This is a genomic window from Pelagibius sp., from assembly GCF_965249265.1.
In the GTDB taxonomy this organism is placed as follows: domain Bacteria; phylum Pseudomonadota; class Alphaproteobacteria; order Kiloniellales; family Kiloniellaceae; genus Pelagibius.
In genome coordinates this window covers 3486638-3508837 of the sequence record NZ_OZ252224.1, presented here as the reverse complement: position 1 = coordinate 3508837, position 22200 = coordinate 3486638, and the positions used below count along the sequence as shown (strand labels likewise).

Sequence of the window (22200 nt, the reverse complement as noted above, 5' to 3'; positions counted from 1 at the left end):
TTGTAGCATTTATTGTGAAAATTTCTCACAAAGGATCGCCGCATATGTCGACCCGCCTGCCGCCGCTCAACCCGCTGCGCGCCTTTGAGGCCGCGGCCCGGCACGGCTCGGTTTCCAGCGCGGCCCGGGAATTGAACGTGACTCACGGGGCGATCAGCCACCAGATCCGCAGTCTTGAGGCGGCCCTGGAGGTGACGCTGCTGGAACGCGGCGCCCGGCGGGTCAAGCTGACGCCCCATGGGGCCGCCCTGCTGCCGACCCTCTCGACGGCCTTTGAGGACATCGCCACGGCGACGGCCCGCATGACCCGGCCCTCGACCGGCGGCGATCTGGTGGTGAGCTGCGTGCCGGCCCTGCTGTCGCTTTGGCTGATCCCCCGCCTCAACCGCTTCACGGAGCAGTTTCCGGGGGTGCGCCTGCGCCTGACCGGCGGCAACGACCCGGAGGCGGTCTTCGATCCCGATATCGACGTCTGCATCCGCTACGGCCAGGGCAACTGGGGCGACTGCTGGGTGCGGCACTGGTCGGATGTCGAGCTGTTCCCGGTTGCCAGCCCGACCCTGCTGAACAGCCGTCCGCTGCGCTCGGTGAAGGACCTTGCGCACCATGTTCTGCTCCATGCCGACGAAGGGCGGGAATGGCAGACCTGGCTGACCGCCGCCAGGGCGCTGGAGTTGAGCAAGGGGCCGCACCACTTCATGAGCGATGCCCGCCTGGCCGTAGAGGCGGCCCTGCACGGCAACGGCGTGGTGATCGGCGACAGCCGGACCGCCAGCACTTTGATGGCCAGGGGCAGCCTGATCGCGCCCTTCGATCTTTCTGTGCCCGCCGTCGACAGCTTTTACGTCGTCTGCCGCAACGAGGTGAAGGCCGCACCCATCGCCAGCGTTTTCATCGACTGGCTCTTCGCCGCCCGCGACGAGGAAGAGGCCCGCACCGAAGTCCAGACCGCCGCTCGGCGTTCCCTCAGGCGCGGCCGGAAAACGGGGTGAGGGGGCTTTTGGTTTTTTAGCCCGGCTTGTCGAAGACGCCCTGGACCACGGTGATGCGGTCTTCGAAGAGGCTGCGGCGCAGGTTGGCGACCATCTCGGCGAAACTCGGTCCCAGGATGATGGCCGGACCGGCAGTCGTCTGCCCTGCCTCTTGCGCCGCGACGGCCTTTTCGCTCCAGGCCTTGGCCTCGGCGGTCAGGTCGCGCCAGTGCCGTTCTTTCAGGCCGGTGGCGAGAATGGCCTCGCGCACCGCTTCGGGGGCGGTCAGGTGGCTCCAGGCCGCCTTGCTAGACCAGGGCAGGGGAAAGTGCGGGTCGCCGCCGGGGCCGGCCATCACGTCATAGAGGCCGAAGCGCCCGCCCGGTTTCAGCACCCTCGCCACCTCGCGATAGAGCCGTGCCTTGTCGGCGATGTTCATGGCGGCGTGCTGGGTCCAGACCTGATCGAAGCCGGCGTCGGCGAAGGGCAGGGCGAGGCCGTTGCCGCAGACGAAGCTGCTCCGGCCCTCCAGGCCGACCCGCGCGCTCAGTTCCCGTGCCGTGGTGCAATAGACCTCGGTGAGGTCGAGGCCGACGACCCGGCAGCCGCGTTGATCGGCCAGCCAGCGCGCCGGCCCGCCGATGCCGCAGCCGAGATCCAGCACCAGCGCATCGCTTTGGGGCGAGAGCAGTTGTGCCAGTTCTTCCGTGGCGCGGTGGCCGCGGCTGTGAAATTGATCGTAGGGCGTGAGGTCCGCCGCGCTGAGGCGGCTGAGGTCTTTACCGGCGGCCGTAAGCGCGGAGAGGATGCGGCCGGTCAGTGCGCCCTCCCGGGCGTAGTGCGAGGCGACGTCGTGTGATGGGCTCATATGGGTCGCGAGCATGGCACCGGCGGGGTTGCGCCCGCAAGGGCCTTCGCTGAATGGCACGGCGCATCATCGGCGGGTCCTCACAGGTCTTCGGCGAGCGTGTTGGTGTTGTTCTCCGCCAGATGAATGGCGTCGGTCAGCAACTGGGCGATTTCCAGATTGTTTTCCATCACCGTCTTGGCCTCCGGCCGCGGGTCTTCGCCGTAAGCGGCCATGCGCGTCAGCAGTTCGGCGCGGATCTCGCTCAACAGTTCCTCGGTGCGCTGGCCGCCCGGATTGTCGGCCGATACCAGGTGCTTGCTCATGGGGTCTCATCCCTCGTCAGGGTTGTTTTGCCGCGCCAGTATTGGCGGAAAATACTTAACAAGGGTTAACGGTGCAGCCGCGATTGGGAAAGCTGTGAGGTTGCACAACTTCCGGTCATAGCCATACTTCAATTAATCTATGGGAATTTGGGCCTTGGATGGATGACTTTTAATGAACTGAAGGACAGGGGCGAAGAGTTGCTGTTGGAGCTTATCGCCAACGCTCACCAAGAAAGCTTTGGGTTAGAGTTTAAACAGAAGGAAGACCCAAGAACATCGAATCTATCGAAGAACGATAGGCGGAATCTTGGTGCGGCGTTGAGCGCTTCCAGCAATGCTGACGGCGGCGTCATCATTTTCGGTGTTGGCACCAAGAAGGATGAAGGAATCGATGTCGCTGTAGAAGCTTTGCCCATTGCGGATATTGGTCGCTTCGAAGCTTCGATAACATCCTTGATTGGTGAATACCTTCGTCCCGAAAACCCGAGCATTGCGACACTTGCGATCCCATCAACAAACGAAAATGGCGCTGGGTATCTTGCAATCCAGATAGGCAAATCTGAGATGAGGCCCCACATGAGCATGGCGCCTGATCACCAGAAGTATTTTCGTCGGGGTGTCGATTCCACGCGGGCGATGGATCACAGTGAAATCAGAGACATGATGATGGCGCCAAGAGAAGCGCGCTTATCTGTGAGTTTGGAGTCTGAAGGCTTTAGGGTCGAGACTCAATTGAGCCACCAAGTGATAGATGCGGCCAGACAGATGGCGGCGAGGAAGATATCGGCGCGCTTGTCGTAGCGGGTTGCTATCCTTCTGAAATCCTTGAGCCGACAGAACATCCGCTCCACGCGGTTGCGGTCTCGGTAGGCGACTTTGTCGTACGATTGAGGATGCTTGCGGGTTGGGTTTGGAGGGATGACCGGCTGGCAGCCTCGTTCGATCAACCAGTCCCGCAGCTTTGCGGCGTCATAGGCGCGATCGGCCAGGAGCCGTTTAGGGGTTGGTATGCGCTCGAGAAGCATGGCCGCGCCGACCAGATCATGGGTCTGTCCGGGCGTGATCGAGAGGGCAATAGGGCGCCCCAGTGCATCGGTTATGGCATGAATTTTAGTCGTCCGTCCGCCGCGCGATCGACCGATTGCGTGCTCGAAGTCCCCCCTTTTGCCCCCGCCGCCGAGCGGTGCGCCTTGATGTGGGTGGAATCGACCGCTGTGGTCGATACGACAACACTTTTACCCGTCAGGGCGTAGAAAATATCCTCCCAAACCCCTTGCTTGCTCCAGCGATTGAAGCGGTTGTAGATCGTCGTGTAGGGGCCGTATTCCGACGGACAGTCGCGCCAGCGCGCTCCGACCTTGAGCATATGGACGATACCGGAAATCACCCGACGGTCATCCACCCGATGAGCCCCGCGCCGACCGCGCGGCAGATAAGGCTCGATCCGAGCCCATTCCTCGTCCGAAAGCCAGTAAAGCCGTGCCATCCAATCCTCCCTGCCTTGGGAAACCTGGATCAAAGAATCACAACTGCAGACGTAGGGGAATCCCTAATTGAGTACCGACCCTAGTGCCGCACACAGAGGTCGCCTCCTAATTGTTCAGAACCACATTGGTGTATACATCAAGAATGAAGGTTTGGCGGCTGCTATTGCACCCTTCATTAGGTTTGAGGTGCCCGACGGATCGTTTGGTGTTTCAGCCGTTCCTCCTTTCGTCCAAAGAGTACATAGAGACAAAAAGGCGAGTCTAAATAGTCTGCGAGACTTTGTTCTGCATTCGGGTGATGATGTCCGAGCCGGCAGCCTCCAGCTTCCCGCTGCTGTAGCGCTAGATCAGTTATTAGATCGCTATAGAAGCTCTGGTAGGAGTGCTCTCAAAGATCCTGAATTGTGGTCGTTCGGTTATGAGGTCAACGATCAAGGCATAGCTTCGATAGATGAGCCGCTTCTCGTCACTAGCATTGCATTTACGTTGGGAGCTGAGAATGCGGTAGCGGTTGATGATCGTAAAAGCTACCAAAAGACTGATTTGATTGATCTTACCGTCTCGAATGCAAAGAGCGAACTGCTGCGTTATCTGCCAAATCACTGAGTTTATTGGAAGCGCATTGAGAACCCGGGCCGCATCTCTGCAGCCCGGGTCAGTGTTATCTGAAGCAGACTTGGTGCCGCCTACTTTCCGCGAGAGATGGTGATCTTCTTGGCCTTCTTCTGCGCGGTCTCGGTTTTCGGCAGGTCGATGGTCATGACGCCGTCCTTGAAGGTGGCGGCGATTTTGCCTTCGTCGACTTCGCTGGGCAGGGTGAAGGAGCGGCGGAAGCTGCCGAAGGAGCGTTCGCGACGGTGCAGGTTCTCTTCCTTCACCTCTTTCTCTGCCTTCTTCTCACCGGAAATCGTCAGCATGTTGTCGGCGAAGGTGACCTCGACGTCTTTCTCGGTCATGCCCGGCAGTTCGGCAACGACGTGATAGGCCTTATCGTCCTCGCTGGTATCGACGCGGACGTCAAAGGTCATGGCACCGCCGTTATCGTTGAATAGGGCAGGGCTGGCGAAGCCGCGCCAGAAGTCTTCGAAAACGCGGTCGACCTCGTGGTGCAGGTCGGTCATCGACGGCACGGTACCGCCGGTGCCTTTGCCGTGGTGCCAGGGGGACAGGTCTTTAAGAGCCATTTTGGGATCTCCTCTTACTGACATGACGCCCGGGATCGTTGTGCCGGGCGATCCTGGGCAAGAAGTTACCCGTGGCAGCGCCACTGTGCGTTGAGGCAGATCAAGCCCTTCCTTTGGAGAACCTCGCCGGGAAAGTCCTGGCTTGAATGGCCGAGGCCGGTAAACCATGGGGTTTCACCCTCTTCGCCCTTGACCGCGCCGTCGCGAAGCGGCCAACTATCATCATGACTCTCGGACACCCGATGACGCTGAAAGATCTGCTCGCCGGTGGCAAGGCCGCCATGGCGGAGGCTTTGGCGGTGCTCGAATCCTCCGCCGAGGCGGGGGAGACTGTTGCCCTTCTGGATCAGGCCTTCGCGGCCCCGCAAGGCCACGTGATCGGCGTGACCGGTCCGCCGGGGGTCGGGAAGTCGACCCTCTTGGGCGCGCTGATCCCGGAACTGCGCAGTGCCGGGCGCTCTGTCGGCGTGATCGCCGTCGATCCCTCTTCGCGGCGCAGCGGCGGTGCGCTGCTGGGGGACCGCCTGCGACTGATGACCGATCCGGAAGACAGCGGCGTCTTCGTCCGTTCCATGGCGGCGCGCGACCGTCTCGGCGGCCTCGCCGAGCTGACCGTCGCCGGCATGCTGCTGATGCGCGCGGTTTATGACGTGGTCTTGATCGAAACCGTGGGCGTCGGCCAGTCGGAGACCGACGTCGCCTGGGTCGCCGATACGGTGGTCTTCTGCGTCCAGCCCGGTTCCGGCGATTCCCTGCAGTTCATGAAAGCGGGGATCATGGAGATTCCGGACCTTGCGGTGGTCACCAAGGCGGATATGGAGGCGGCCCAGCGCAGCCAGGCCGATCTGCGCGCCGCCCTGACCCACCAGCGCCGCAGCAGCGGCTGGAAAGTGCCGATCCTGCCGGTCGCCGCCCAGCGCGGCGACGGCATCGCGCCCCTGGTGGCGGCCATCGACCGCCACGCCGCCTGGCTCGCCGATGCCGGGCGCCTGGAAAAGCGCCGCCACACCAACGCCCGCATCTGGTTTGCCGAGGCCCTGCGCACCCGTTTCGGGCGCGAGGGCGTGAAGCGGGCGGAGGTCATCGGCTGCCGCCTCAATCTCGACCGCGGCGACGCGCCTTACGAGCGTCTCGCCGATCTCTCAGCGGCCATCGCGGACTGAAGCAGCGCACTCAAGTCGTCATGCTTGGTGCTTCGAGACGCGGCTTCGCCGCTCCTCAGCATGAGGTTCCTGCATGCCTCACCCTGAGGAGGTCGCAAAGCGACCGTCTCGAAGGGTGGACCCTCGGAACAAGTCCGAGGGTGACGAGAGAGTCCTTAAGAGTTTTCAGAAATCCGCCCAGTCGGGCTTCTGAGCGGTTGCCTCTGCATCACCAATCATCAGGGGACCGTCGAGGCCTTCGCCGAGGGCATCCAGGCGGATCAGGGCGAGGCCGAGGGTCTTGCCGCCTTCGGTGGCAACGCCAGAGCGCAGAACGCCGGCATTCTTGCCGTCGCGGGTGACGGCGCTGCCGCTCTCCGGCAGGGGGCCGTCGATCTCCACCGGCATCAGGCGCTTTTTGATGAGGGCGCGGTACTTGGTGCGGGCCGTCAGTTCCTGGCCCATGTAGCAGCCCTTGTCCCAGTCAACGCCGTGCAGTTCGTCGAAGCCGCTTTCCAGCAGGGTCGATTTTTCGACCTCCAGGTCGCGGCTGCCGTCGGGAACGCCGGCGGCAATGCGCAAGCGGTCGTAGTCTTCGAGGCTGCCTTCGGTGAAACCGGCGTCGGCCAAGGCCTGCATTGCGCCGTCGCGCGGCAGGACGGCGCGGGCGCCGAGGGCGGGAAGGCGCGGATCGGTTAAGACGAAGCCGCCACCGAACGACCGCGTCGCCCCGGCCTCCGCCGGCAGGTCGAGCCGGGACAGTGCGTCTTGCCCGATCAGGGCGACAGAGACGAAGGCCGCCGTCGCGTCTTCCACCGCGACCTGAGAGCGCAGCTTATAGAGCTTGAGACGCCGGGCGAGGTCGGCGCTGCGCGCCGCTTCGCAATCCAGCAGCAGGCTGTCGCCCTCGGCAATCAGGAAGAATTCGTGCAGGAACTTGCCCTGGGGCGTCAGAAAGGCGGACCAGAGGCTTTGCGCTGCCGTTACGCGGGCGACGTCGTTGGAGACGATGCCCTGCAGAAACTCGATACGGTCGGGCCCGCCGACCCGCAGCAGTCCCCGGTGTTCCAGGGTGATCGCCTTGGCCTCGCTCATGATTGCCTCAATCCTTCCAGATTATCCGGTGGCTTAGAGGTGGCATCCTCCGCCGCCGGGTACAAGGGTCTTTGCCAAGCCTGGAATGCGGCTCTATAAGCGGCCTTTGTAGCATTTCACACGAGCTTGGGCCGGATCAGCGCCATGCGCCTGCTGTTCATCACCGCCACCCGTATCGGCGACGCCGTGCTTTCGACCGGCCTGTTGGCCCAATTGCTGGCCCGGCACCCGGGTATCCGGGTCACGGTCGCCATCGGCCGCCTCTCGGCGCCGCTGTTTCAGGCGGTCCCCGGCCTGGAGCGCCTGCTTCCCGTCGACAAGCAATCTTACAGCCGCCATTGGCTGAAACTCTGGGGGGCCGCGGCCCTGACCCGCTGGGACATCGTCGTCGATCTGCGCGGCTCGGCCACCGCCTATCTGCTCTGGACCGGGCAGCGCATCGTCATCGGCAAGCGCCGGCCCGGCCGCCACCGGGTCGAAGAGCTGGGCGATCTGCTGGATCTTTCGCCGCCGCCTGGTCCAAGAGTCTGGCTCTCCGAGGCTGCCCGGCGGCGGGCAGCGGAACTGCTGCCACAGGGCGCGCCGGTCCTGGCCGTCGCCCCGGCGGCCAACTGGATGGGCAAGCAGTGGCCCGCGGAACGTTTCGCCGAACTGGCCCAACGCCTGAGCGGGCCCGAGGGTATCCTGCCGAATGCCCGAATTGCGGTCTTCGCCGCGCCGCATGAGCGAGCCCAGGCAGCCCCGGTCCTGGCAGCGGCGGGGGACCGCGGGATTGACCTTATCGGCAGCGGGGATCTGCTGGACGTCGCCGCCTGTCTGCAGCGGGCGGATTTCTTCTGCGGCAACGATTCCGGGCTGATGCATCTGGCCGCGGCCAGTGGCATTCCGACCCTCGGCCTTTTCGGCCCCAGTCCCGATGCGCGCTATCGTCCCTGGGGAGCGAAAGCGGGCTTTGTGCGCACGCCGGAAAGCTTCCTGGAACTGACCGGCGACGGTTTCGATTTCGCCGCCAAGGCCTGCTTCATGGAGAGCCTCACCGTAAACGCGGCGGAAGCGGGCGCGCGGGAGCTCTGGGCCCGGGTCTCGAAAGATTAGGTTTCGCCCGGAAGGGCCGTCAGCACCTCTTCCAAGGTCAAATCACCGAGGCTTTCGCGGCGCAGGGTTTTCACGACCGGACCGCGCGGGGCGATCTTCGCCGGGTCGGACTCCATGGAATAGAGCACCAGGGAGGGAGCACCGGCGGCGGCGATCATGTGCATCGGTCCGGTGTCGTTGCCGACGGCGAGGCGGGCGCCCCGGCCGAGGGCGGCCAGGGCCTCCAAAGTGGTGCGGCCGCAGAGGTCGCGGGCGCCGGGGGCGGCTTCGGCGATTGCGGCGATTTCGGCTTGTTCCGCCGCCGCCCCGAGCAACAGGGGAATGCTTCCCTGATCCAGCAGATGACGGGCGAGGGCGGCGTAGCGTTCCGCCGGCCAGCGTTTGCCCGGGCGATGGGCGGAGCCGCCGGGAACCAGCAGGGTGTAGTCGGGCGGCAGGTCCAGGGGTGTCAAATCCGCAGTCAGAAAAGATAGGTCCGGCAGGCCCGGCCGCGGCACGCCGGCGAGGGCCAGCTGATCGGCCTCCCGCTCGCAGATGTGCCGCGCCGGCCCGCCCGGCATGACATAGCGGTGGGAGGCGCCGGCAACAGTACCGACCCATTCCGGCTTGGGGTTTGGCAACAGCCGGAAGTAACCGCCGCTGCGGTCGGAGCGCTGCAGGTCGTAGACCCGAGCGAATCCGCCACCGGCCATCCGGCGCTTCAGCGCCAGCCAGCCGCCGAACTGCCACCAGGCCGGGCGTTTGTCGATCCACACGCTGTCGAAACAGCCGCTGGCTTCTGCCATTGCCCGGTAAGGCCTCGTGGTCAGCAGGGTGATTTCGGCCTCGCGGTGGTGCGCCCGGATTGCCTGAAACGAGGCAATCGACAGGATGAAATCACCGAGCGCGGAAAGCTTGATGACGAGAATCTGTTGCGGGCGCTGTTTGGTCATTTTGATTGGATCATCTAGCTTGCCTGCCGCTGCCGCTGCAAGCAAAGCCTTGCAGACGCATTGAAAAACACACATCTGGTCAATTATAAAGAAGCCTCAAAGTTGGCTCGTGGTGGTAAACCGCCGGGCTGTCGCTATCTCCCGAAAATCGTCGCCAGGGCGTGATGTCTCAAAGAAATGAACCCAAGCAGGGCGCTGACGTGGCGCCGCGGAAGGCTGCTGCCAGCACAACCGGCAATGCCTCCGCTGAAACGTTGCCGCAAGTGCTGTACCTCTGGATGCCGCTGGCCGTCGCCGCCGTGCTGATCTTTCTGGCGCATTACGACCTGGCCTTCTATCGGGAATACATGGGCAGCGAGGAGATTGGGCTTCTCGAATTCTCCCATGTCCTGGTCCCCTTGATCAGCGTGTTCTATTGCCTGCGTATTCTGAGAATGTCCGAGGCGCGGGCGGACCGGTTGATCGTTGTCTGGATCGTGCTCGGCATGCTCGGCTGCATCTATATCGCCGGGGAAGAAGCAAGCTGGGGCCAGCACTATGTCGGCTGGTCGACCCCGGAGTTCTGGAAGGCCGTCAACGATCAGGGCGAAACCAATCTTCACAACATCTCTTCCTGGTTTGACCAGAAGCCGCGTACCCTGCTGGAGTTCGGCGTTATCATCGGCGGCATCATCATTCCGCTTGTGGCGCTGCGCCGGCCGCAGATTCGCGAGGGCCGATTTGCCATCTTCCTGCCGCCGCTGGTTTGCCTGCCGGTGGCGATCATCGCCGAGTTCGCGAGAGGCTGGGAGCGGCTGCAGGGCCACGGGCTCTGGGACATCATGATTTTCTATCGTGCCAGCGAGGTTCAGGAGCTCTACTTCGCCTTCTTCATCCTCTTTTATCTGATCGTGTTCCGGCAGCGTTTGCTGGCGCGCCGATGGGCTGTGCGTTACTGAGTGCGGCTCGCTGAAACCGTTCAAGGCAAGTGCGTCCATTACCTGGGTTGTTGCGCTTGCCTGCCGTTGCCGCTGCAGGCAAGGCCTTGCAGCCGCATTGAAAAACCTGCATCCGGTAAACTATAGTAACGGCAGAACGTTAGCTCGCGGTGGCAAGTCGCAGGGCTCTCGGTATTCCCTGAAAATCGCCGTCAGGACGCGATGTCTCAAGCAAATGAACCTAAGCAAGGCGCGGGTGCTGCGCCGCAGACGGCTAAGGTCGTGCCAAACGGTAGAGTCTCTGCCGAGTTGCTACCGGCTTGGCTTTATCTCTGGGTGCCGCTGGCTGCCGCTGCGGTACTGATCTTTCTGGCCCACTACGATCTGGCCTTCTATCGGGAATACATCGGCAGTGAGGAGGTTGGGCTTCTCGAACTCTCCCACGTCCTGATCCCCCTGATGAGTGTCTTCTATTGCCTGCGTATCCTCGGCATGCCCGAAGCGCGGGCGGACCGGCGGATCGTCATCTGGATTGTCCTCGGCATGCTGGGCTGCATCTACATCGCCGGGGAGGAAGCAAGCTGGGGCCAGCATTATATCGGCTGGCTGACGCCGGAGGCCTGGCAGGCCTTCAACGACCAGGGCGAGACCAATTTTCACAACACTTCTTCCTGGCTGGACCAGAAGCCGCGCACCCTGCTGGAGTTCGGCGTCATCATCGGCGGCATCATCATTCCGCTTCTGGCCTTGCGGCGCCCGGGTATCCGCGAGGGCCGCTATGCCATCTTCCTGCCGCCGCTGGTCTGCCTGCCGGTTGCGGTGATCGCCGAGTTTGCCAAGGTCTGGGAGCGTCTGCAGGGCCACGGGCTCTGGGACATAGCTATTTTCTATCGTGCGAGTGAGGTTCAAGAGCTTTACTTCGCCTTCTTCATCCTCTTTTATCTGATCGTGTTCCGGCAGCGTTTGCTGGCGCACCGGAGCGCTGCGACGCCCTAGGCCCCGCCTGCTGAAAGTTCTTCCAAAGGAGTATCTCGGTTCCATGCCGCGCTTGCTGCAGGCCCTGGCGGGCGCCCCGGAAGGGGGCGCCGAGATGCATTTTCTGCGTCTCTGCTTGGCACTGAAGCGTGCCGGGGTGGAGCAGCGGGTGGTGATCCGCCCCCATCCCAAGAACCTGGACGTCCTGCGTGGCGGCGGCATCGAGCCGGTCACCGCGCCCTTCGGCGGCCTGCTGGACATGAAGACCAGCCGCATTCTGAAAGCCGAGATCGCGGACTTCCGGCCCGATCTCGCGCTGACCTACATGAGCCGCGCCTCGGCCGCCATGCCCAAGGGCGACTTCCTGCATCTCGCCCGCCTGGGCGGTTACTACGATCTGAAATACTATAAGCGTTGCGATCATCTGATCTGCATCACACCGGACATCAAGGCCTACTGCGCGCGCGAAGGTTTTCCCGAACACAACATCCATGTGATCCCGAATTTCGTCGAGGACCGCCAGGCGGAACCTCAAGAACGCGCCGCTTTGGATACGCCGGAAGATGCGCCGCTGGTCTTTGCCTTGGGCCGCCTGCACGAGAACAAGGCCTTCGACATCCTCCTGCAGTCGGTGGCGCAGATACCCGGCGCCTATCTCTGGCTCGCCGGCGACGGCCCGCTGCGCCAGAAGCTGGAACAGGAAGCGGTGCGTCTTGGCATTGCCGAGCGGGTGCGCTTTCTCGGCTGGCAGCATGACCCTGCGCCCTTCTTCGCCGCCGCCGACATCTATGTCGTACCCTCGCGCCACGAGCCGCTGGGCAGCGTGGTGCTGGAAGGTTGGATGTATCGCGTGCCCATGGTGGCGGCGGCGGCCCAGGGGCCGGGATGGCTGGTGAAGGATCAGGACGACGGCTTGCTGGTGCCGATCGACGATGCCGATGCTATGGCCGCCGCCATCGGCCGCCTGATTGCCGAACCCCAGACCGCCGAGCGCCTGGTGCAGGCCGGGCGCCGCCGTTTCGAAGAAGGCTTCACCGAACAGGTTGCGGTGGCCCGCTATCTTGATCTTTTTGACCGCCTTCTGGGCGGCCCCGCCCAAGTGTCACGCTCCGCCGGATAACCCGGCAACACCTGAGGCCTGCAACAGTTAGGGCCGGTAACACTTAAGGAACGACCGCTATGTCCAAGGATTGGGATCTCATCATCACCGGTGGCCAGGTTTTCACGCCGGCCGGGCTGGCGCCGGGCTCGGTGGCCGTAAAGGACGGCAAGGTCGCCGATATCGGCGATCTGGACACGGGGCAGGCGGCGGAGGTTTTCGATGCCTCGGGTCTGACGGTCTTGCCGGGTGTGATCGACACCCAGGTGCATTTCCGCGAGCCGGGTCTGGGTCACAAGGAAGACCTGGAAAGCGGTACCCGGGCGGCGGTGCTGGGCGGGGTGACGGCGGTCTTCGAAATGCCCAACACCAATCCGGCCACCATTGACGAGGCGGCGCTGAACGAAAAGCTTTCGCGGGCCAAGGGACGCGCCTGGTGCGATCATGCCTTTTTCATCGGAGCGGCGGCGGAGAATGCCGACAAGCTGGGCGAACTGGAGCGTCTGCCCGGCTGCTGCGGCGTGAAGATCTTCATGGGTTCTTCGACCGGTTCGCTGCTGGTGGAGGATGACGATACCCTGTGGGCGGCGTTGCGCAGCGGAACGCGCCGCGTGTCGGTTCATTCCGAGGACGAAGCAAGGCTTCGTGAGCGCTTCGAGTTGGTGCGCGACGGCGCCAACGTTGATCAGCATCCCGTCTGGCGGGACGAAGAGACGGCGATCCGGTCGACCAAGCGCATCCTGAAGATCGCGCGGCAGGCGGGGCGCCGCATCCACGTGCTGCACATCACCACGGCGGATGAAATGCCGATCCTCGCCGCCAACAAGGATATCGCCACGGTGGAGGTGACGCCGCAGCACCTGACCCTGGCGGCGCCTGATTGCTACGAGCGCCTGGGCACCCTGGCCCAGATGAACCCGCCGATCCGCGCCGAGCATCACCGCGCCGGCCTCTGGGAAGGACTGCGCCGCGGCATTGTCGATGTCGTCGGTTCAGATCACGCGCCCCACACGCGCGAAGAGAAGGCAGGGGATTATCCGCGGACCCCGGCGGGGCTGCCGGGGGTGCAGACCTTGCTGCCGCTGCTGCTGGATCATATGAACGCTGGGCGCCTCACCCTGCCGCGCCTGGTCGACCTCACCTCGGCGGGCGCCCAGCGCCTCTTCAACATCGCCGGCAAGGGCCGCATCGCCGTCGGCTATGACGCCGACTTCACGCTGGTCGATCTGAAAGCCAAGCGCGAGATCACCGGCGATTGGCTGGCCTCCAAGTGCGGTTGGTCCCCTTTCGAGGGCATGACCGTGACCGGCTGGCCCATGGCGACCATCATCCGCGGCAGCATCGTCATGCGCGACGGTGAGCTGCCGGGCCAAGCCGCCGGCAACCCGGTGCGCTTCACGGAGACCATGCCGCACAGCGCATGACCGAGACGCGGGGAAGAAGCGGACCCTCCGAGTGGGAATCAGGTCCGATCATTGCGTGGCTGCTGGAAGAGGGCCGCCTGCTCGGCGGTGTTGACGAGACGGTCGACCAGCTCGGCCAAAGGATGCTGTCCGCGGGTGCGCCGCTCTGGCGCCTGCGGCTTTCCATGCGCACGCTGCACCCGCTGATCGCCGCCTTCAGTTCGGTCTGGGAACGCGATACGGACGACACCGCGCATATCGAAACGCCCCACGGGCTGGAGGGCCGATCCGGATACATCGGCAGTCCGCTGGAGATCATCGGCCGTACCGGAGCCGCTTTCAGAAAGCGGCTTTCGGAAGCGCTGTCGGCTGAGGACCACAACGTTCTGCACGAACTGAAGGCCCGCGGCGCCACCGACTATTTCGGCCTGCCGCTCCGATACAACAGTGGGACCAGCGCCAGTCTCGTGTTTACAACGGATACCGCCGGCGGCTTTTCGGCGCATGACATCCGGCAATTCACCGAGATCGCCGCCGTTCTGGCTCCGGTCGCCGAAGTCTTCAGCACCCAGCGCATCGCCCGCGCGGTTGCCGAGGCCTATCTCGGTCCCCGGACCGGGCGGCGGGTGCTGGACGGCCAGATCACCCGGGGCGACATCGAGAAAATCGACGCCGCCATCCTGGTCGGCGATATCCGGGACTGGTCGGGTCTGAACGCGCGTCTGCCAGCGGAGGAGGCCGTGGCGCTGGCGAATAGCTACTTCGAAATCGTCGCGCAGGCGGTCGAGGCCGAGGGCGGCGAGATCCTGAAGTTCATCGGCGACGGCGTTCTGGCGGTCTTTCCCGCCGAAGAACAGGGCGTGTCTCCGGAGGCTGCCTGTCAGAACGCCCTCTCGGCGGCCCGCCATGCCTTGCGGAACGCTCAGACCGCCGAGCCGCCTCTCGACCTTCGCTTCGGCACCGGCCTGCACTTCGGCGAAGTGCTCTATGGCAACATCGGTTCTGAGACCCGAATCGACTTCACCGTGCTCGGTCAGGCGGTAAACATCGCGGCCCGTATCGAAGGACTCTGCGGTCGGCTCGACGAACCGATCCTGTTCTCGGAGGCCTTTGCCGCGCGATTAGGCGAACCAAGTTCGGTCGTGGCCGAAGAAGCCCTGAAAGGCCATGATGGGGCGTTCAAGATTCTGACGGCGGCGTCATAAGCCTAAGAACTTTATCCGCCCGGCTTTCTTTCACCTGCTTCTTCATTTGAACAAACCGACGAAGTCCTTGCTGTTGCTCGGGTCGCCGACGCTCCAGGCGGTGAGGCTGGCCAGCAGATTTATCTCGGCGGCGGAGAGGTTGGTGTCGAGCGTGCCGTAGTGCGGGAAGTCGGCGCTGGCGGCGACCAGCTTTTTCACGTCCGGCCGCAGCAGGGAAATCCAGGTCTCCACAGCATTGGTATAGACCCAGAGGACGGTGACGTCGCGCTTCGCGACGCCGAACCAGTCGTTCTTCTTGGTCTTCAGTTTCTGCAGGGCATTGGCCGGACAGGTATTCTTGCCGGAACCGCTGTTCTTCCACAGCGCCTTCAGCAGGGCGGGAAAATCGCCGGCCGGGAAGACCTGGGACTGGCTCATGAACAGGTTGGCCTTGGCCGTCTTCTTGCCGAAAGGAACGTAGCCCTTCTTGGGGTCGTAGGGCTGGTAGCCGAACAGCGGCGGGATCTGGCCGTCGACGATGATTCGCGTCTTGGGGATCTCCTTGCCGCTCTTCGGGTCGATGACGCCCTTCTTGCCCTTGGTCATCGGCGTCGCGCTGTTGACGCAGGCGATTACCGAGTCGATGTCGCCGTAAGACAGCATGCTGGCGACACCGGTATTCTCCAGATTGCCGCCGTCGGCAAAACGGGTGGACTTCAGCTTCGCGTTGGGCTTGACGTTGCGGACGGGCCAGTAGTCGTAGGCCGGAATGAGCGCGCCGGGGTCGAAGATGGCCGTATCGGCAGCGACTTCGGCGAGGGTCGGCGCCTTCACAAATGACTGAATGCGCGCTTCGTCCACCTTGGCCAGGTCGGCGCTCGACAGGTGGCTCTTCAGCCACTTCCAGATTTCGGCGGCGAACTCTTTGAGGTACTTCAGCAGCAAGAGCGGGTCGTTGATGATCTGCTGAAGCTGGCCGGCAAAGGCGGCGCTGGAGGCGCCGACGATGTCGGTGAGCGACCACTGGCGCGCCTGGGCCACCGTTACGTCGGCGCCGGAGACGCTCTGAAGGGCGGAATTGAAGGCAAAGGAGGTGACGCCGCCGCCACCGACCTTGCGGCCGTTGGCATCGACGGCATCGGGCGTGCCGACGATGCCGGTAAAGAAGGGGGTCGCCTGCACCGGGGCCAGCAGTTGGGTCTTGCCCTTTTTCACGAACATCGCCGTGTTGCAGAGGATGTAGGGGCGTGATGTGCGGCCGGCACCGCTGGCCACCAGATGCGCGGTCTCCTTGGCGAGGGAGGGATTGGGGCCGACCACGGCCTGCTTCAGGGTCTTCTTGTCCCAAGAGAAGAGGGAGGTCGGCAACGCCTTGGCGCCCGGCGAATAGAGGTTGTGTTCGCTCATGATGTGGAACCCCATCAGCACCTGCCAGAGCATGTTGGCGGGCGTGCCGAAGAACTTCCACAGGATGTAAGCCTCGACCGCCAGGACCGGCACCGAGAACAGGCGCGACGTCGAGGGCACGCCCATGTTGCCGCGCGGCAGCTTGTCGAGGGTTACGCCGATGCTGCTGCCCTTGCTCGGCACCAGATCGTGGGGGTTGGCGATATAGGCGTTGAGGAAGTCGGTGTCGCTGGTCCTGCCGCTGAGGTAGGTGAAGCTCACGCCGAGCCAGGACCCGCCGGAGACGGTCGAGACCGCTTTCACCTGGCTGAGCAACGAGGGCCCGTTCTTCTTCGTTGTCAGATAGTTGAGCGCACGCAACTGCCCCATGCCGGCGGTGAGGGCCCGCGATCCGCCGCCGGAGAGACACAGCCCGACATTGCCCGGGGTTGTGCGGCCCTTGCCGACGAAGCGCTCGACGGTGAGCGGCGTTGAGACTGTATCGCTGGTTGTGGCGTTGTAGGTCATCTCGAAGCCCTCTCGTTGGGGGATGGCGCTCCAGGCGCTAGACGCGTCGTCGAGAATACAACCTAAAGTATCGGGAGTCTTTGAGAAGCGCAGCTGCGCTTCGGTGAGACTCTTCCGGCAATTAGCGGATAAGTCCGACTGACCCGGCCGGGTCTTGGCTCAGGTCGTGCCGCGTTCGACGATCTCGAAACCGAGGTTCAGCCTTTCCTTCGCTTCCGGCTCTCCCCGGCCGCGGGCGAGCAGCAGGCGGGCCGCTTGTTCGCCAATGCGGTAGCGGGGGATACGCACGGATGTGAGGGCCGGGTCCACGTGGCAGGCGATCTCCAGGTCGTGGACGCCGACCAGGGCGAGGTCGTCGGGGTACTTTAGGCCCATGGCCTTGCCGCGCAGGTGGGCACCGATAGCCAGGGTGTCGCCGTTGAAGAAGATGGCATCGGGCGGCTGCTCCAGGGCCATGAGCCGCTCCAGGGCCTCGGCGCCACCGCTCAAGGTCGGCGCGCAGGTGATTTGCAGGCCCGGATTGGCGTCCAGCCCCTGGGCCGCCAGTTCTTCGCGGTAGCCGGCCAGCCGCTCGCGGCCGCGGCGGCGTCCGGCAACGGTCACGAAGGCGATCCGGCGATACCCTTTCGCACTGAGGAAGGCCGTGACGGCGCGCGCCAGGGCGCGGTTGGAAAAGCCCACCAGCATGTCGATGGCCGGATCGCCATAGTCCCAGATCTCGACCACCGCCGTGCGTCCACCCGCCAACAACCGCTCCACGCCGGGGTCGTGGCTGCGCCCCGTCAGAATCAGCCCGTCGATCTGTCGGCCGTAGAAAGCCCGGATCAGTTCCGCCTCGCGTTCCATTTCATAGTTGGAAAGCCCGACCAGAAGTTCCTGGCCGGCGGTGTGCAGTACATCGGCAACACCCTGGATCGTGTCGGCAAAGATCGAATCTTCAAGGGTCGGGACAATCGCGCCGATGACGCCGCTGGAGGCCGAGACGAGGCTGCGGGCAACGGCATTGGGCACATAGCCGATGTCTTCGACCGCGCGGCTGACTTTTTCACGGGTGCGGGGACTTACCAGATCGGGGCTGTTCAGCGCGCGCCATGCGGTGATGTAGGAAACGCCCGCCGCGCTGGCGACTTCCTGAAGGCGTGCATTCTTGGCTCGCATCGTGGCCTCAGTATGGTTGTGCACCCGTCACTCCGCCAGCCGATTTTCAGCCCTGCGCCGCTCGTCTCGGCAGGGCTTGTATTGGAAATGATAAACGTTTATCATTTTTATGTTCGCCGAGAAGGACCGCAGCAATAAGCGGCCAGTTAACGTTGTCGAGAGAGACGGCGGCCCGGGCGGACGGGGAGGAACAAGCGTTTGATCGACGAAGCCCAGTTGTACAGTCTTCGGGTCAGTGACAAGACCGTCTGGCGTTTCATCGCGGTGACATGCGCCGACAGACGCCAGGGCCTCGGCGAATTCACGCTGGATGCGGTGCCAGACGGGCTGGAGGCCTGGGTTGCGGAGGTCGGCGAGTCCTTGCTGGGCCACGAGGCGACACCCGCTTGCCTGCACGACCTGTTACCCCTGCCGTGCGGCGATCTCGCCAAGGCGGCGGTCTACTCGGCCTACGACCAGGCGCTCTGCGATCTGGCAGCGCAGGCCCGCGAACAGTCTCTCGCGGCCTTTCTGGGCGCAAAGAATCCCGCTTCTTCGATTCCGCTCTACGCCAACGTTAACAGACGCACGCGCGATCGAAGCCCGGAAGGATTTGCGCTGAGCGCCGCGGAGGCCGCCGCGCAGGGTTTTGCTGCGGTGAAGATCGCCCCCTTCGACAGCCTCGATCCCAAGATCTGTGCGACGCCTGTGGGACAGCGCGCCATCGACGCGGGTCTGGAAAGGGTGGCGGCGGTGGCCGAACGCCTGAACGGCGCGGCCGGGCTGATGGTGGATTGTCACTGGCGGTTTTCCGCCGAAGCCGCCGAGGCGCTGATCGGCCCCCTGTCTTCCCTGGGCGTGAGCTGGCTGGAGTGCCCGCAGGAGGAGTCGGTCGAAGCCGTCGATGCGCTGCGCCGCGTGCGAAATCTTGCCAACGACGCCGGCATGCGTCTGGCCGGCTGCGAGACGATGATCGGGTGGGAGGGCTTCCGTCCCTTCGTGGAGGGCGGCGCCTATGACGTGGTGATGCCGGACGTAAAGTATGCCGGTGGGCTGGCGGCCATCGTCGAGATCGCCGCGCGCGCTTCGGCTGCCGGGGTCGGCGTCTCCCTGCACAATCCCTCGGGGCCGGTTGCGCATCTCCACAGTCTGCACGTCTCGGCGGCGCTCGAGAGCGCACTGCCTCTGGAACTGCAGTTCGACGAATCGCCGCTGTTCAATTCGATCACTCGGCCTGCCTGCCGTTTCGAGGGCGGTCGGGCGCTGCTGCCGGACGGTCGGGGCCTGGGAGCCGCGCTGGACACCGCGCGGATGGATCAGCCCGCTACGAAGCCGCGCACCGCCGCCGCCGGCCGCAACTAGAAGCGCGGAGGCCGTCCGGAGAAAGAGGCGGCCCCAAGCAAGAACGATAAGAACCGCATCATGAGGAGGAAAGGAATGAAACGAACCTATGCTGCCTTGACAGCCTGTGTCGGCGCCATGCTGGCCATGGCCGCCCTTGACCCGTCGCCAAGCCTTGCGGCGTCCTACCCGGAAAAGCCGATCAAGGTCATCGTGCCCCATGGGGCCGGCGGGTCTACCGATATCACCACCCGCCTGGTGGCGGAGCCCTTTGCGCAGAACCTCGGTCAGAGCGTCGCCGTGGTCAACGTCAAGGGCGGCGGCACTGCCATCGGCGCCCAGGAAGCCGCCCGCTCCGCCCCTGACGGCTACACCCTGGCAGCGACCCATGTCGCGCTCTTGACCTCTTCGGCCATGGGCGCCAACAAGATGGGTCCCTCGAGCCTCAGGCCCATTGCCCAGGTCGGCTTCGAGACGCAGTTGATCGCAGTGCAGTCCAGCTCAGCTATGAACAGCCTCGAAGACTTCTATGCGGCAGTAAAAAGAGGCACCGCGCCCAAGCAGAAGCTCGGCATCAATGCCGGTGCCGCCAACCACTTCGCTTTTCTGCGAATCATGCAGCCCATTGACTGGGACGTGCTATTCGTACCCACCGGCGGCGGGGGCCCATCCCTGAAGGCGCTCTTGGGCGGTAGCATCGATGTCGGCACCTTTGTCGTCTCGGAGGTGATCGATCAGATCCGCGCCGGCAACATCAAGGCTCTCGCGGTTTTCGGTCCCAACCGCCATCCCGATCTGCCGGATGTGCCGACGGCACGGGAGTCGGGCTATGAGATCGACGTCGGCCTGCACTACGTCTGGTACGCGCCGAAGGATACCCCTGACGAGCGGATCGTGGTGCTGGCGGATGCCATGGAGAAGACCATCGCCGACACAGTCTTCCAGAAAACCATGCTGGAGCGCTCGATCGAGCCGGCCTTCATGCGCGGGCCGGGTCTGGTGACAGTGCTGGACGAACGCTACGAGACCATCAAGACCCTGGCGAAGGAGGTGGTAAAGTAACCCGGGTGTCGTCTTTCGGGGCACGAAGGTTTGGAGAAAGAGGTTTTGGCCGAAGCTGAGCGCCGTCTGGGCCGCTGGGTCGACCGGGGCGTCGCCCTCGGTCTGGTTGTTCTGGCCGCCGTTGTCTGGAACTCGGCGGCGGCTATCCCCCCGTCCTTTCTCGACACCGGTTTCGGCGCAGATTACCTGCCGAAGCTTTTGGCGGTGGTCCTTGTCGTGCTGGCGCTGACCTTACTCGCGGAGACGCGTAACAAGGATGCAGAGACACGAACCGGGACTGAGCCGTCCACGGTGTTGGATGGTGGCTTGGTCGCGCGTTGCTGGGCGATCGCCCGGCGTCCCCTGGCTCTTGCCGTTTTGCTCGCCGCCTTCATTCTGGCGATCGATCTGGGCTTGCTCGGTAGTTATCCCGCCGCGGCGCTGTTCCTCTTTGCGGCGGGATTGCTGCTGGCTGGAGTCAGTCGCCGCTCGTTGCTGCTGTCGGCGGCCTGCAGCCTGCTGGTGACCCTGGCGGTGTATCTTCTTTTCACCCAGGTCTTTACGGTGCTTCTGCCATGAGCGGGGAACTGCTCTCCTCCTTTGGCGACGTTCTCTCCCTGACGCCCCTGGCGCTTATCGTCCTGGGCACGGTGCTGGGTATCGTCGTCGGAGCGATCCCGGGCCTCAACGGCGCGATGCTGGTGGCGCTCAGCCTGCCGTTGACCTTCGGCTGGCCGCCCCTGAATGCCATCTGCTTTCTGGTCGGTGAGTACGTCGGATCGATTTCCGGCGGCCTCATCTCCGCCACGCTGCTGAACATTCCAGGCTCGCCCTCCAACCTCATGACCACCCAGGATGCCATGCCCATGGCGCGGTCGGGCAAGGCGGGTCGCGCCCTGCAGCTCGGCATACTCTCTTCCTTTGTCGGCGGGATGGTATCCTGGCTGGCGCTGGTGACTCTTTCGCCGCCGCTGGCTGCCTTTGCCCTCTCCTTCGGCCCACACGAGTACTTTGCCCTGGTGCTGGTGGCCCTGGTGCTGATCTCCAGCCTGAATGAAGGGTCTCAATGTCGCGCGCTGCTTTCGGGCGCGCTGGGCATTCTGGCGGCCTTGCCGGGCCTCGACCCGGTCACTGCTCAGCCACGCCTCGACTTCGGCTTTCAGGCCATGCTCGGCGGCTTCGATCTGCTGGCGGTTCTGGTCGGGGTCTTCGCCGTGTCCCAATTGCTGCAGGACGCTGCGCCGGCGCGCGTATTCGAGCGCATCGCCGTCCAGTCCTCACGCCTGCAGGTTGGGCTCGGCGAGTTCGTCCGCCATTGGGTAAACCTGCTGCGCTCCGCGGTGATCGGCACGGTGATCGGAATCCTGCCCGGTGTCGGCGGATCGGTCGGCTCCATCGTCGCCTATTCGACGGCCCGCAGCCTCTCCAAGGCGCGCGCCAAATTCGGCAAAGGGTCGGAAGAGGGGGTGATCGCCTCTGAGACTGCCAACAACGCCACCGTCGGTGGTGCCATTATCCCGATGATCACCATGGGGATTCCCGGCTCCATCATCGATGTCATCCTGATCGCCGCGCTAACCCTGCATAACCTGCGCCCCGGACCGCTGCTGTTCAACACCAACCCGGAAATCGTCTACGGCTTCATGTCGTCTCTGCTGGTGGCCAATCTGGTGATGCTGGCTGTCATGCTGGTTTCGATCCGCTGGCTGGCGCGGCTGATGGAGGTGCCCAAGGCCTACTTGGTGCCGGCGCTGCTGGTCTGCTGTGTGGTCGGTACCTATGCGGTGAACAACCGCCTGTTCGATGTCTGGGTGATGTTCGCCTTCGGGCTTGTCGGCCTCCTGTTCAAGGGCCTGCGCTTTCCACTCGGCCCCTTCGTCATCGGTTTCATCTTGGCGCCCATCGCCGAGTTCAACCTTCGCGCCGCGCTGATCGCCGAGGAAGGGCGCTGGGCCAGCTTCCTCGAGCGTCCGATCTCTCTGGTCTTCGTCGCGGTCGCAGCCCTTGTCCTGGCCGCCCCGCTGCTGCGCCACCTCGGTGCCATACGCAAGGGTAGCGCCATCTGAGCCGCGGGCTCTCGTCCCAATCCCAAGACTCCACCGAATCCGCC

Annotated in this window: 22 protein-coding genes; 14 read left to right on the top strand and 8 right to left on the bottom strand. The window is 64.0% G+C overall.

Annotation, left to right across the window (positions count from 1 at the left end):
- Positions 1-44 precede the first annotated feature (44 nt).
- Complete coding sequence (gene gcvA / locus ACP146_RS16775; protein WP_422367896.1) at positions 45-992, top strand: transcriptional regulator GcvA; 948 nt, start codon at positions 45-47, stop codon at positions 990-992.
- Positions 993-1008: 16 nt separating this feature from the next.
- Here the strand turns inward: gcvA and ACP146_RS16770 are convergent, their stop codons facing one another.
- Together ACP146_RS16770 and ACP146_RS16765 are read right to left on the bottom strand one after the other, a co-directional pair.
- Entirely contained in the window at positions 1009-1839 is an 831-nt protein-coding gene (locus ACP146_RS16770) for a class I SAM-dependent methyltransferase (RefSeq protein WP_425032889.1), read from the bottom strand.
- Between the two features lie 80 nt (positions 1840-1919).
- Complete coding sequence (locus ACP146_RS16765; protein ID WP_422367894.1) at positions 1920-2144, bottom strand: hypothetical protein; 225 nt, start codon at positions 2142-2144, stop codon at positions 1920-1922.
- Positions 2145-2306: 162 nt separating this feature from the next.
- Between ACP146_RS16765 and ACP146_RS16760 the strand changes: the two genes are divergently transcribed.
- Positions 2307-2945 carry a helix-turn-helix domain-containing protein gene (locus ACP146_RS16760; RefSeq protein ID WP_422367893.1) on the top strand — a complete coding sequence of 213 codons (639 nt, stop codon included), beginning with the start codon at positions 2307-2309 and terminating at the stop codon, positions 2943-2945.
- Here the strand turns inward: ACP146_RS16760 and ACP146_RS16755 are convergent.
- Positions 2873-3630 (bottom strand): IS5 family transposase gene (locus ACP146_RS16755; RefSeq protein ID WP_422364888.1). Its coding sequence is split into 2 segments (ribosomal slippage): positions 2873-3304 and positions 3307-3630, totalling 756 coding nucleotides; the frame shifts between segments, so codons are not numbered across the junction. The genes ACP146_RS16760 and ACP146_RS16755 overlap by 73 nt on opposite strands.
- Before the next feature lie 67 nt (positions 3631-3697).
- Here ACP146_RS16755 and ACP146_RS16750 point away from each other — a divergent pair.
- Positions 3698-4237 carry a hypothetical protein gene (locus ACP146_RS16750; protein ID WP_422367892.1) on the top strand — a complete coding sequence of 180 codons (540 nt, stop codon included), beginning with the start codon at positions 3698-3700 and terminating at the stop codon, positions 4235-4237.
- A gap of 80 nt (positions 4238-4317) precedes the next feature.
- Here ACP146_RS16750 and ACP146_RS16745 read toward each other — a convergent pair whose 3' ends face one another.
- A complete protein-coding gene (locus ACP146_RS16745) occupies positions 4318-4815 on the bottom strand; it encodes an Hsp20/alpha crystallin family protein (RefSeq protein ID WP_422367891.1) in 498 nt (165 codons plus the stop codon).
- A 242-nt stretch (positions 4816-5057) separates the two neighbouring features.
- Between ACP146_RS16745 and meaB the strand changes: the two genes are divergently transcribed.
- The gene (meaB, locus tag ACP146_RS16740) at positions 5058-5978 is read left to right on the top strand and encodes a methylmalonyl Co-A mutase-associated GTPase MeaB (RefSeq protein ID WP_422367890.1); all 921 of its coding nucleotides are present in this window, start codon (positions 5058-5060) and stop codon (positions 5976-5978) included.
- A 165-nt stretch (positions 5979-6143) separates the two neighbouring features.
- Here meaB and ACP146_RS16735 read toward each other — a convergent pair whose 3' ends face one another.
- Positions 6144-7052: a YgfZ/GcvT domain-containing protein gene (locus tag ACP146_RS16735; RefSeq protein ID WP_422367889.1), complete on the bottom strand. Its 909-nt coding sequence runs from the start codon at positions 7050-7052 to the stop codon at positions 6144-6146.
- A gap of 144 nt (positions 7053-7196) precedes the next feature.
- Between ACP146_RS16735 and ACP146_RS16730 the strand changes: the two genes are divergently transcribed.
- A complete protein-coding gene (locus ACP146_RS16730; RefSeq protein ID WP_422367888.1) occupies positions 7197-8147 on the top strand; it encodes a glycosyltransferase family 9 protein in 951 nt (316 codons plus the stop codon).
- Here the strand turns inward: ACP146_RS16730 and ACP146_RS16725 are convergent.
- Positions 8144-9079, bottom strand: a complete 936-nt coding sequence (locus ACP146_RS16725; RefSeq protein ID WP_422367887.1) for a glycosyltransferase family 9 protein — start codon at positions 9077-9079, stop codon at positions 8144-8146. The two genes, ACP146_RS16730 and ACP146_RS16725, sit on opposite strands and share 4 nt — an antisense overlap.
- 164 nt (positions 9080-9243) lie before the next feature.
- On the opposite strand from ACP146_RS16725, the gene ACP146_RS16720 reads away from it, so the two are divergent.
- The 5 genes from ACP146_RS16720 (at position 9244) to ACP146_RS16700 (ending at position 14678) form a co-directional block, all read left to right on the top strand.
- On the top strand, positions 9244-10017 hold the full coding sequence (locus ACP146_RS16720) for a hypothetical protein (protein WP_425032885.1): 774 nt from the start codon (positions 9244-9246) through the stop codon (positions 10015-10017).
- Positions 10018-10278: 261 nt separating this feature from the next.
- Positions 10279-10992 (top strand): hypothetical protein, encoded by a 714-nt coding sequence (locus tag ACP146_RS16715; protein ID WP_422367885.1) that lies wholly within the window; start codon positions 10279-10281, stop codon positions 10990-10992.
- A 43-nt stretch (positions 10993-11035) separates the two neighbouring features.
- Entirely contained in the window at positions 11036-12091 is a 1056-nt protein-coding gene (locus ACP146_RS16710; RefSeq protein ID WP_422367884.1) for a glycosyltransferase, read from the top strand.
- Positions 12092-12150: 59 nt separating this feature from the next.
- Complete coding sequence (locus ACP146_RS16705; RefSeq protein ID WP_422367883.1) at positions 12151-13494, top strand: dihydroorotase; 1344 nt, start codon at positions 12151-12153, stop codon at positions 13492-13494.
- Positions 13491-14678, top strand: a complete 1188-nt coding sequence (locus tag ACP146_RS16700) for an adenylate/guanylate cyclase domain-containing protein (RefSeq protein ID WP_422367882.1) — start codon at positions 13491-13493, stop codon at positions 14676-14678. Before ACP146_RS16705 ends, ACP146_RS16700 begins: the two co-directional genes overlap by 4 nt.
- Positions 14679-14720: 42 nt before the next feature.
- Here the strand turns inward: ACP146_RS16700 and ACP146_RS16695 are convergent, their stop codons facing one another.
- Both ACP146_RS16695 and ACP146_RS16690 read right to left on the bottom strand, forming a co-directional pair.
- The gene (locus tag ACP146_RS16695) at positions 14721-16571 is read right to left on the bottom strand and encodes a hypothetical protein (protein ID WP_422367881.1); all 1851 of its coding nucleotides are present in this window, start codon (positions 16569-16571) and stop codon (positions 14721-14723) included.
- Positions 16572-16730: 159 nt separating this feature from the next.
- On the bottom strand, positions 16731-17729 hold the full coding sequence (locus tag ACP146_RS16690) for a LacI family DNA-binding transcriptional regulator (protein WP_422367880.1): 999 nt from the start codon (positions 17727-17729) through the stop codon (positions 16731-16733).
- Positions 17730-17927: 198 nt separating this feature from the next.
- Here ACP146_RS16690 and ACP146_RS16685 point away from each other — a divergent pair, with 198 nt between their 5' ends.
- The 4 genes from ACP146_RS16685 (at position 17928) to ACP146_RS16670 (ending at position 22156) form a co-directional block, all read left to right on the top strand.
- The gene (locus ACP146_RS16685; RefSeq protein WP_422367879.1) at positions 17928-19070 is read left to right on the top strand and encodes an enolase C-terminal domain-like protein; all 1143 of its coding nucleotides are present in this window, start codon (positions 17928-17930) and stop codon (positions 19068-19070) included.
- A 75-nt stretch (positions 19071-19145) separates the two neighbouring features.
- On the top strand, positions 19146-20111 hold the full coding sequence (locus ACP146_RS16680) for a Bug family tripartite tricarboxylate transporter substrate binding protein (RefSeq protein WP_422367878.1): 966 nt from the start codon (positions 19146-19148) through the stop codon (positions 20109-20111).
- Between the two features lie 45 nt (positions 20112-20156).
- A complete protein-coding gene (locus ACP146_RS16675) occupies positions 20157-20669 on the top strand; it encodes a tripartite tricarboxylate transporter TctB family protein (RefSeq protein ID WP_422367877.1) in 513 nt (170 codons plus the stop codon).
- Positions 20666-22156 carry a tripartite tricarboxylate transporter permease gene (locus ACP146_RS16670; RefSeq protein ID WP_422367876.1) on the top strand — a complete coding sequence of 497 codons (1491 nt, stop codon included), beginning with the start codon at positions 20666-20668 and terminating at the stop codon, positions 22154-22156. Before ACP146_RS16675 ends, ACP146_RS16670 begins: the two co-directional genes overlap by 4 nt.
- Positions 22157-22200: the final 44 nt, after the last annotated feature.

Excerpts from the sequence above, each read along its gene's own strand:
- meaB (WP_422367890.1), top strand. The coding sequence starts at position 5,058 with ATGACGCTGAAAGATCTGCTCGCCGGTGGCAAGGCCGCCATGGCGGAG.
- ACP146_RS16725 (WP_422367887.1), bottom strand. The coding sequence starts at position 9,079 with ATGACCAAACAGCGCCCGCAACAGATTCTCGTCATCAAGCTTTCCGCG.
- ACP146_RS16705 (WP_422367883.1), top strand. The coding sequence starts at position 12,151 with ATGTCCAAGGATTGGGATCTCATCATCACCGGTGGCCAGGTTTTCACG.
- ACP146_RS16700 (WP_422367882.1), top strand. The coding sequence starts at position 13,491 with ATGACCGAGACGCGGGGAAGAAGCGGACCCTCCGAGTGGGAATCAGGT.
- ACP146_RS16770 (WP_425032889.1), bottom strand. The coding sequence starts at position 1,839 with ATGAGCCCATCACACGACGTCGCCTCGCACTACGCCCGGGAGGGCGCA.
- ACP146_RS16710 (WP_422367884.1), top strand. The coding sequence starts at position 11,036 with ATGCCGCGCTTGCTGCAGGCCCTGGCGGGCGCCCCGGAAGGGGGCGCC.
- ACP146_RS16680 (WP_422367878.1), top strand. The coding sequence starts at position 19,146 with ATGAAACGAACCTATGCTGCCTTGACAGCCTGTGTCGGCGCCATGCTG.
- gcvA (WP_422367896.1), top strand. The coding sequence starts at position 45 with ATGTCGACCCGCCTGCCGCCGCTCAACCCGCTGCGCGCCTTTGAGGCC.
- ACP146_RS16670 (WP_422367876.1), top strand. The coding sequence starts at position 20,666 with ATGAGCGGGGAACTGCTCTCCTCCTTTGGCGACGTTCTCTCCCTGACG.
- ACP146_RS16745 (WP_422367891.1), bottom strand. The coding sequence starts at position 4,815 with ATGGCTCTTAAAGACCTGTCCCCCTGGCACCACGGCAAAGGCACCGGC.
- ACP146_RS16690 (WP_422367880.1), bottom strand. The coding sequence starts at position 17,729 with ATGCGAGCCAAGAATGCACGCCTTCAGGAAGTCGCCAGCGCGGCGGGC.
- ACP146_RS16760 (WP_422367893.1), top strand. The coding sequence starts at position 2,307 with ATGACTTTTAATGAACTGAAGGACAGGGGCGAAGAGTTGCTGTTGGAG.
- ACP146_RS16695 (WP_422367881.1), bottom strand. The coding sequence starts at position 16,571 with ATGACCTACAACGCCACAACCAGCGATACAGTCTCAACGCCGCTCACC.
- ACP146_RS16730 (WP_422367888.1), top strand. The coding sequence starts at position 7,197 with ATGCGCCTGCTGTTCATCACCGCCACCCGTATCGGCGACGCCGTGCTT.
- ACP146_RS16735 (WP_422367889.1), bottom strand. The coding sequence starts at position 7,052 with ATGAGCGAGGCCAAGGCGATCACCCTGGAACACCGGGGACTGCTGCGG.
- ACP146_RS16765 (WP_422367894.1), bottom strand. The coding sequence starts at position 2,144 with ATGAGCAAGCACCTGGTATCGGCCGACAATCCGGGCGGCCAGCGCACC.
- ACP146_RS16720 (WP_425032885.1), top strand. The coding sequence starts at position 9,244 with ATGTCTCAAAGAAATGAACCCAAGCAGGGCGCTGACGTGGCGCCGCGG.